Below are 8,696 nucleotides of genomic sequence, written 5' to 3' on the forward strand. Positions count from 1 at the left end.
CAGTTAACGGCACTTTTCGGCAAACGCCTGGGAATCACTCATTCCTCCCCAATCTAAAATCCAAAATCCAAAATCTAAAATCCAAAATCGCCTAACCTCCCGGGCGCAAATAATCCAAAAGTTGATCGCCCGAATCGGCCCGAATCAAAGCAACCACAACATCCGGCAAACTTCCCAAACTCGGATAAACAAAATAACGCGGTTCCCACCGCGGCCCAAACTTATCTTTAAAACTGTGCAATCCCTTAAAATTATAAAACTTGCTCAAGTGTTCCGAAAGATAAATCAAAACCTTTTCCAACCGCCCAGATTTCTCTGCCTCTCCCACTCCCGCCAAAGCCGACAAACCCAAATCAAATTCTTCATATCCCAATTCTTGACAATGCTGCAACATCGAAGCAAACAAACACTCCATCGTGCCATTTTCCACCTCAGTGCGACGCCGCATTAAATCAACTCCGACTACCCCATTTCCCGCCGATATCATATTAGCAAAAGCACTAATTCTACCGTCGGGAGTGTGGATGGCTGCGGCGCGAGTTTCCCGCACATATGCCTCGTCAAACCAACCCACCGAAAACTTTTTTTCCGCACCCTGAACCATTTGCAGCCACTCTTCGCTCACGAGTTTCATTTGCCGCATCAACTCGGAACTTAAAGGAGGTTCGTAAAATTCGATTTGATAACCCGCTTTTGTAAGTCTGTTGATAGCAGTTCTCAAGTTTTGATTGCTCTTGCCTTTGAGAGTAAAAGTTTTGAGATTGACCATAGCTTCTTCGCCAATTTGCACCACTCGAAAACCGAGAGTAGAATACATTTCTAGATCCTGGGGCAAAGTTTGATAAAATGCTGGATACCAATCGTTGCGATAGCAAAATTCTTGAAACCCTAGAATTGCTTCTTTGCGGTCTTCAACAGGCCCGATGGGGTCTCCCAAAGCGATCGCACCTCTACCTTTCGGCACATAGGCGATCGTACTTTTTCCCGAAGGACTAAAATAATAAGATTTATCCTGAAGCAATGCCAGTCTTGCTAGCGTTGTCCGCCCATATTTTGCTACAACTTCTTGAGCTTTATTCCGTTCCGAAATACTTGCCGAATTTCGCAGCAGTACCGGCCGCAGCAGCATTAAAAGTGCGTAACCAAGCGTTACTGTACCTACAGCATAAATCGAATCTGCAAAAAAGTTAGCAAACCGATTTTTCGGAACCAATCCCGCATTGTCCGCCGTAAAGAACATGGCAAAAGTCTGGAACAAAGCTGTGTCTAAATCAAAATTAACCGCTTGTCCGTTAACTTTAAAACCCCCATCCAGAATGTAAAAACCCGCCGTTCCGTAAGCCAGCGTAAACAGCAAAGCCCCCACCAAAACCCTGATTCCTTGAGCAATTGAAGGGCGATCGGATTTAGCTGTAAACGTCTGTCGCATCACCAACAACTGAAACAGCAGCACCCCAGAAAGCAAGCTTTCTTCAACATCCAATCCCTTGACTAAATGAATTACAATAGAAACGAATAACAATCCCACCGTCAGCAACCAAGCAATCCGCTTGCGCCGCAACAAATTAGTGGCCAGAGTTAGCAGCATAAAGCCGATAACTGCTGCAAAAAAATGGCCCCCCGCACGCACGGGAAAAGGAAAAAACGGCTCCAACCAATTTCGGCGATCGGGTAAACTGGGAGTTACAGCAGACAGCAAGTTAATAACTCCTACCAATCCGGTTAAAAATGATGCAGTCCAGAGTCCAATCCTAGTTTTTTGGGGTAACACTGTTGACCTTTCTAATTTTTCTGTGTTGCCAGTGATATTTTAAACTGTTTTCCAACATAGCTCAAAGAATCGGCTAAATGCTTGTGCCAATAATTCCAACCGACATCCGGGCCAACAATCCCGTGTCCTCCGGGAAATTTGTTAAACTCGTTGGCTATACCCAAACTGTTTAATTGCTCGTGAAACTGTTGAGTGGAAATCAGAAATTTTTCGTCTGCTTCCCCCGCATCCAAATAAGCGCGCAACTGCTGTTTATCTTTAACAGGGAGTTTTTCCACTAAATATTTAGGACTGTTAGCCTTGCCGCTTTGATCTGTAAAATAACCGCTGTGGCTGAACAGAATATTAAAATTATTCAAGTAGCGCAAACCGATATTAAAAGCTCCCCAACCCCCCGAAGATTGTCCTCCCATTGCCCAGAATTTGGGGTCTTCCAGGGTTCTGTAGCGCGATTTTACGATGGACACTAACTCGGAGCCGATCGCACTTCCCACCTTACCGTTGGGCCCGTCAAAATACTGCGGGTCCCACAAAGGACTCGTACCCCGCTTGTCGTTCCCGTCAGGAGTAATTACAATTGATGGCGGCAATCTTTTGCTTTTATATAAATCGTGAAGCACAGAAGTAACAGCGGCTTTGTCCTGATAAGCGCGCGCGTCTCCGTGCCCGCCGTGGAGCAAAAAAATCACTGGATAGCGCTGTTTGAGATTTTTTGCGTACCCAGGCGGCAAAATTAAGCCATAGGTGCGCTCTGAATTCATAGCTGCACTTTTATATGTTTTGAGTTCAAAATTTAAGTTGGCATCTACTACTACTTTCGGAGGGTCTAACTGAGGTGCCCCGGCAATAAAAACGTACCAGTATCCAGTCGCACCGAGGAGGATGATTGTACCCGTACCGATACCTAAAACTTTTCCCAGCCACTTAGGCATACTTTCAATCTCTCTTTTTGGTCGGCGATCGCAATCCGTACATTATATGCAAGTATATTGTAGAACTGTAGGTGAGGTCGATCGCACATTGTGCAGCATTCTCAGTAACGGGCAAGATGCCGGTTCCACAGTTAAACTGCAACGATACATTATTCAATTCTTTAATCTAAAATCGTATGACTTATCGAAATCCCGCTCCTACAGTTGATATTATCATCGAATTAGCCGATCGCCCCCATCGGCCTATCATACTCATCGAACGCCGCAATATTCCCTACGGCTGGGCAATTCCCGGCGGTTTTGTCGATTACGGGGAAGCGGTAGAAACGGCGGCAAAACGCGAAGCTTTAGAAGAAACGAGTTTGAATGTACAATTAATTGAGCAGTTTTACGTTTATTCTGACCCAAATCGCGACGCCCGCGAACACACTATCAGTATTGTATTCTTGGCTTCTGCAACGGGCGAACCTCAAGCCGCCGATGATGCTAAAAGTTTAAAAATTTTTGAATCTTGGCAGATTCCTCGTGAATTATGTTTCGATCACGATCGCATTTTACGAGATTATTGGCGTTACCGTCATTATGGATTGCGTCCGCGTTTGTAGGAGGGGAGTTTTTAACCGCAGATGCACGCGGATTAACGCGGATTAATTGCTATGATTTATCTGCGTTGATTTGCGTGCGCGGTTTCATTCATAACAACTAAATTTTATGGCAAGTTTAACAATATTAGGCGGAGGTGCTTGGGGTTCGGCACTGGCAAATCTGGGAGGCAAAAAAGGATCTCGAGTTAATTTGTGGTCGCGCAGCAGTTCTGTTAATCTAGAATCAGTTATAACAGGTGCGGATGTTGTTGTTTCGGCAGTTTCGATGAAAGGAGTTGGAGCAACAGTCGATCGACTTTTGGCGTTAGAGTTAAGTCCCAGTACAATTATAGTGACTGTCACCAAAGGTTTAGACCCTGCGAGCACGCGCACTCCGTCTCAAATTTGGCAAAATGCTTTTCCTAACAATTCAATAGTCGTACTTTCCGGCCCCAATCTTTCCGAGGAAATTCAGCAGGGATTGCCGGCTGCAACGGTAGCGGCGAGTTCGGATTTAGCAGCGGCCAAGCAAGTGCAAAATATTTACAGTTCCGATATTTTTCGGGTTTATGTGAATGAAGACCCGCTGGGGACTGAGTTAGGTGGAACTTTGAAAAATGTATTTGCGATCGCCGCTGGTGTTTGCGACGGTTTACAATTAGGAACTAATGCTAAATCGGCTTTGCTGACTCGCGCTTTACCGGAAATGATTCGGGTGGGAGTTCGTTTGGGAGCTCGCGCAGAAACTTTTTACGGTTTGTCGGGTTTGGGAGATTTGCTCGCTACTTGCAACAGTCCTTTATCGCGCAATTATCGGGTTGGTTTCGGATTAGCTGAAGGCAAATCTTTGGAGCAAATTTTGCAGGAATTGCAGAGCACTGCTGAGGGTGTTAATACTACTAATGTGTTGATTGATTTGGCTAATCAACGCGGCATTGAAGTTCCTGTTTCTCGTCAAGTTTATCGCTTATTAAATAGTGAAATTACTGCCGAGCAAGCTGTTTTATCGTTGATGGAACGAGCTTTGAAACCTGAGATTTTATAGCCTGTACCACTAGATAGGTAAGGAATTAAGCAAAGCCTAATTCCCTACCCGTAGCTGAAGTTTCAAGAAGTGGTGTCACCAGTTGCTAGTTATGAATTAAGAGTTTTCAGAAACATTGGTTGAGCGGTCAGATTGATGTTTCCACCGCTCGGTAGATACAGAGTTTAAGGAATTGAAGATGAGTTGTCAATCCCAAACTCTTTAACTGAGCGCTTCTACTACTTAAGTCATAACTTATAACTGATAGCTTGCAGAGCTAGTTGCACCAGCTTTACATCTTGCCATGCTGCATTACCTGTTGAAGGTGCTGCCGAATTTCCTGCGCGTGATCCATGTCAGCTTGCTGCAATTTTTGAAACAGTTCAGCACAAGGTTGAGAACCCATTTCCTGAGCATCTTTCATGTAAGTTTCGTAGGCTTTCAAAGCTTCAGACTTGTTGTGCAAAACTGTTAGCAAATCGTACTCGAGGTTGCTGATGACTGTACTACCGTTAGTGCTCATAAACTTACCCTCTGCTAGGATTTGTGCCAATTTTGACCGATCCGGGGAGGACTGTTCATCTATCTAGAAGGGTAGATAATTTTTACTTTCCACCGTAATAAAACGCAACTTCTTTATCTTTCAGTGGGGCGAAGTCAGCAGCAACCAGCATTTTATCGAGTTCGTTTTGAGGCAGATGTTTGACACCAATTCGGACAATGCGCGATCGCATTGTATTTGACACGCCACTGCGCTGTCTGCCGGCTTCTAATCCCATCACTTGCTTGTAGAGGTCTAATTTTGCTTGCGGAATCGGAGTACCGTCAAAGTCGATTCCAGAGGCGATCGCAACATCGATCGCATCTGCACCAGTTGTAGATTGAGCCGCTGAGTTTGTTTCTGAAGACATTGTGCTATTAAATCGAAGTTTGTTGTGGAAGCATTTTATCAGATCACTCTTTACTTTAGTCAAATTCGTCAAGATTAATATTTTGCGTTTGCATGAATATTAGGCGTTTGCCCGAAAGTCCGCCAGGGGTTTAACCCCGTCTCACAGAGCAAATCCACTTCAGTGGACTAAAGATAAAAATAAAAAATACTTTCCAGTCGTTTTTAGAGAGCTTTTGCTATTAGACAGGGGTTTAAACCTCTGGCGGAGTTTCAGACGGACTAACTAACAAAGTGGCAGACTTAATTACAGTGAAAAAAAAGCTCGACTTCGCTCACATCCACATTTCCCCCGCTAACAATCACGCCAATCCTCGCATTTTCAGCCTGCACCACATCTGACAACAAAGCCGCCGCTGCCAACACTCCCGTCGGTTCAACAACTATCTTCATGCGTTCCCACATAAAAAACATTGTCTGGCGAATTGCCTCTTCTGAAACTGTTGCCATATCATCAACGTAATGCAGCACCAAAGGAAAGGTTAATTTTCCCAAAGATGGCGTGCGCGCACCATCAGCAATCGTATCCGGGTTAGTAACAGTTTGCAGTGTTTTCGTGCGGAATGATCGCGCCGCATCGTCTGCTTGTTCGGGTTCTACTCCTATTACTTTACACTGCGGAGACAAAGTTTTTGTGGCGATCGCGCATCCCGAAAGCAAACCCCCGCCACCGCAGCAAACCAGCAGCAAATCCAACTCCCCAACTTCTGCGATTAATTCCAGCGCCGCCGTACCTTGTCCCGCAATCACCCACCCATGATCGTAAGGAGGAATAATTGTTAAGTGTCGTTCTGCGCCAATTTTAGCGGCTAACTCTTCGCGAGAAACTTGAGTGCGATCGTACAAAATAATCTCTGCACCGTAGCCACGAGTCGCCTCTTGCTTGACTTTTGGCGCATCTGCCGGCATGACAACAGTAGCAGGAATCTGTAACAACCGTGCGGCAAGGGCGATCGCCTGCGCGTGATTTCCCGAAGAAAAAGTCAAAACTCCCCGCTGTTTTTCGGCTTCAGATAGCTGCATTAAAGCATTGCAAGCACCCCGAAATTTAAACGAACCAGTGCGCTGAAAGTTCTCGCACTTGAAAAATACCTGAGAATTTGTACGTTTGTTGAAAGTTTCCGAAGTCAGCACCGGCGTCTTGAAAGCTTTGCCCTGCAATCGATTTGCCGCCGCCTCCACATCGGTGAAACTGACTGACAAGGAATTTTGGGCAAAGTCGGCACTCATAGATTTTAGATTTGGGCGATCGAGAACTCTATTTGTAGGGTGGGCATTACCCGCTTCACTCCAACCATTAAATTATAATTTTTTATTATCAGCTTATTAATAATTATCATTAGCGGTGGCGCTTAATGGTTAAAAAAGCTGTTCACTACAATCAAAGTTATGACAATTTACTATCAAAAAGTAAAGGGGCGTTTGTACTTGTACAGGAGAGGGATTAATGAATACAAATTTAACCACCGCCCGATTAATTGTAGGGAAACGGCACGGCGCAGAGTCCTGATTTTGGGTAATATCAAATCCGTTGGCATCGTCCTGTATTCATCTCTCTCTTCCCTTTCTCTGTATCCTCTGTGTCCTCTGCGGTTTAATCATTCCGATACAACCGGAATCGATATAACGGGTAAAATAAACCGGATTGGATGGTGACATTGCCCTCGCGAGTGCGATCGACTCCAATCATCGACCACAAGGCAAAAGAGGACACCGCAATGCCATTTCCCACCCAAAAAATAGCGACTAAATTGTTTAACAATTACAAAAAAAAGGACACAGTATTACTATGTCCTTACCTCTGTATTGTAGGGACACAGCCATGCTGTGTCCCTAACCGTACCGATATCCCGATTAGGATTATTGCCGTTTAGAACAAGAACAATTCAGAATTACCGGTCGATCCTAAATTGACATCGACAGTAGCAAACAAACTGTTACCACCAACCGTAGAACCGTTGCTATCGTAATACAGTTTAGTAGACAAACCGTCGTAGATAGCCATGATGGACGGCCCGGTTAAAGTTGCTTCAAACACAGTTACATCAGACACTGTGCTGCTGTAAGCGTAGAAACTCGAAGCCAAAGACACTCCGGTGGTAAAGCCTGCAAAACCAGTGCTGTCGAGGTTAATTACATCATCAGCAATGCTGTAATTGGTAATTAAATCCCCGCCGCCAGCAGTAGTTCCGCTGAACACAAACACATCCAAACCAGCACCGCCGTTGAGAACATTGGTTCCCACACCACCTATTAAAGTGTCATCCCCGATGCCGCCGTTGAGAGTATCGCTACCGCCACCGCCGAAGAGGCTGTCATTACCATCGTCGCCGGAAATGCTGTCGTTACCCAAACCGCCGTCGAAAATGTCCGCACCGCTGCCGCCGCTGAAGATGTCAGCAAATTCAGTACCAGTGACGCTGTTAGCACTCGCATCTCCGGTAAATAAGACAGGAGATGTGAAGTTGTAACCGCCAGCACCAGAACCGAAATTGTTAAAGGCGACGGGGAAAGTGTTTCCAGCAGCAGTTAAATCCGCAACACTACCTGAGTTGGTAGTAGTACCAGTGGGAGAAGTACCAGTATCCGAAGATGCGATCGTACCTGTAAATACAAAGTCCGCCGTTCCCAGATTGCTAGCAGCAGTACCCAGATTCGCAATCAAGGTAGAACCATCGGCTGCGGTACCGTTCGAGTCAAAATACAACACCGTCTCGTTCGACGCATTAGTAAATGCGAAGAAACCAGCAGTTGTAGAATTGCCCAAGGCTTTAGCTTGTGCAGCTTCCAAAGAGGCATAACTGCCGCCAGTGAAAATCACTAACTCTTTGCCAGTAATGTCAGGATTTGAACCACTTACAGCGTCAAAGTTAGTCGTCGTCAAATTACCGAAAGCGCTCGCGGTAAACTGGAATTTGTCAGTTCCAGCAGTAAAGTCAGTAATCGTATCACCGCCTTCGCCTACTGCTTTGTAAACAAACAGATCCGCACCAGCACCGCCAGTCAGAACATCTGCACCGCTGCCGCCGCTGAAGATGTCAGCAAATTCAGTACCAGTGACGCTGTTAGCCTTCGCATCTCCGGTAAATAAGACAGGAGATGTGAAGTTGTAACCGCCAGCACCAGAACCGAAATTGTTAAAGTCGCTCGGATAAGTGTTCCCAGCAGCAGTTAAATCAACAATGCTACCTGAGTTGGTAGTAGTACCGGGCGAAGGTGCGATCGTACCTGTAAATACAAAGTCCGCCGTTCCCAGATTGCTAGCAGCAGTACCCAGATTTGCAATCAAGGTAGAACCATCGGCTGCGGTACCGTTCGAGTCAAAATACAACACCGTCTCGTTCGACGCATTCGTAAAGGCGAAGAAACCAGCAGTTGTAGAATTGCCCAAGGCTTTAGCTTGTGCAGCTTCCAAAGAGGCATAACTGCCGCCAGT

The 8,696-nt window shown here is 45.6% G+C and carries 9 protein-coding genes; 2 read left to right on the forward strand and 7 right to left on the reverse strand.

The genetic code is table 11. The features are described 5' to 3' along the window. Window positions 1-91: 91 nt before the first annotated feature. Genes QUA10_RS05620 through QUA10_RS05630 form a run of 3 tightly spaced genes read right to left on the reverse strand, consistent with a single transcriptional unit; the run spans window position 92 to window position 2,860 of the window. Window positions 92-1,771, reverse strand: a complete 1,680-nt coding sequence (locus QUA10_RS05620) for a phosphatidylglycerol lysyltransferase domain-containing protein (RefSeq protein ID WP_333082468.1) — start codon at window positions 1,769-1,771, stop codon at window positions 92-94. A gap of 11 nt (window positions 1,772-1,782) precedes the next feature. Beyond that, entirely contained in the window at window positions 1,783-2,703 is a 921-nt protein-coding gene (locus QUA10_RS05625; protein ID WP_333082467.1) for an alpha/beta hydrolase-fold protein, read from the reverse strand. 4 nt (window positions 2,704-2,707) lie between these two features. Beyond that, window positions 2,708-2,860: a hypothetical protein gene (locus tag QUA10_RS05630; RefSeq protein ID WP_333086190.1), complete on the reverse strand. Its 153-nt coding sequence runs from the start codon at window positions 2,858-2,860 to the stop codon at window positions 2,708-2,710. A gap of 19 nt (window positions 2,861-2,879) precedes the next feature. On the opposite strand from QUA10_RS05630, the gene QUA10_RS05635 reads away from it, so the two are divergent. Together QUA10_RS05635 and QUA10_RS05640 are read left to right on the forward strand one after the other, a co-directional pair. After that, window positions 2,880-3,308 (forward strand): NUDIX hydrolase, encoded by a 429-nt coding sequence (locus QUA10_RS05635; protein ID WP_333082466.1) that lies wholly within the window; start codon window positions 2,880-2,882, stop codon window positions 3,306-3,308. A 106-nt stretch (window positions 3,309-3,414) separates the two neighbouring features. Beyond that, a complete protein-coding gene (locus QUA10_RS05640) occupies window positions 3,415-4,332 on the forward strand; it encodes an NAD(P)H-dependent glycerol-3-phosphate dehydrogenase (protein ID WP_333082465.1) in 918 nt (305 codons plus the stop codon). Window positions 4,333-4,603: 271 nt separating this feature from the next. Here the strand turns inward: QUA10_RS05640 and QUA10_RS05645 are convergent, their stop codons facing one another. From QUA10_RS05645 to QUA10_RS05660, 4 genes are all read right to left on the reverse strand, one after another. Continuing rightward, window positions 4,604-4,834: a hypothetical protein gene (locus QUA10_RS05645; protein ID WP_333082464.1), complete on the reverse strand. Its 231-nt coding sequence runs from the start codon at window positions 4,832-4,834 to the stop codon at window positions 4,604-4,606. 82 nt (window positions 4,835-4,916) lie between these two features. Then, the gene (locus QUA10_RS05650) at window positions 4,917-5,222 is read right to left on the reverse strand and encodes a small RNA NsiR4-regulated ssr1528 family protein (protein WP_006635311.1); all 306 of its coding nucleotides are present in this window, start codon (window positions 5,220-5,222) and stop codon (window positions 4,917-4,919) included. 281 nt (window positions 5,223-5,503) lie between these two features. Next, on the reverse strand, window positions 5,504-6,490 hold the full coding sequence (locus QUA10_RS05655) for a threo-3-hydroxy-L-aspartate ammonia-lyase (protein ID WP_333082463.1): 987 nt from the start codon (window positions 6,488-6,490) through the stop codon (window positions 5,504-5,506). A 640-nt stretch (window positions 6,491-7,130) separates the two neighbouring features. Continuing rightward, the coding region (locus tag QUA10_RS05660) for a calcium-binding protein (protein WP_333086191.1) at window positions 7,131-8,696 on the reverse strand (1,566 nt) is incomplete at its 5' end.

This window comes from Microcoleus sp. Pol8_D6, from assembly GCF_036700965.1.
In the GTDB taxonomy this organism is placed as follows: domain Bacteria; phylum Cyanobacteriota; class Cyanobacteriia; order Cyanobacteriales; family Microcoleaceae; genus Microcoleus.

Bases quoted from the DNA above. Each gene is read 5' to 3' on its own strand.
- QUA10_RS05645 (WP_333082464.1), bottom strand. From the start codon at position 4,834: ATGAGCACTAACGGTAGTACAGTCATCAGCAACCTCGAGTACGATTTG.
- QUA10_RS05640 (WP_333082465.1), top strand. From the start codon at position 3,415: ATGGCAAGTTTAACAATATTAGGCGGAGGTGCTTGGGGTTCGGCACTG.
- QUA10_RS05625 (WP_333082467.1), bottom strand. From the start codon at position 2,703: ATGCCTAAGTGGCTGGGAAAAGTTTTAGGTATCGGTACGGGTACAATC.
- QUA10_RS05655 (WP_333082463.1), bottom strand. From the start codon at position 6,490: ATGAGTGCCGACTTTGCCCAAAATTCCTTGTCAGTCAGTTTCACCGAT.
- QUA10_RS05650 (WP_006635311.1), bottom strand. From the start codon at position 5,222: ATGTCTTCAGAAACAAACTCAGCGGCTCAATCTACAACTGGTGCAGAT.
- QUA10_RS05635 (WP_333082466.1), top strand. From the start codon at position 2,880: ATGACTTATCGAAATCCCGCTCCTACAGTTGATATTATCATCGAATTA.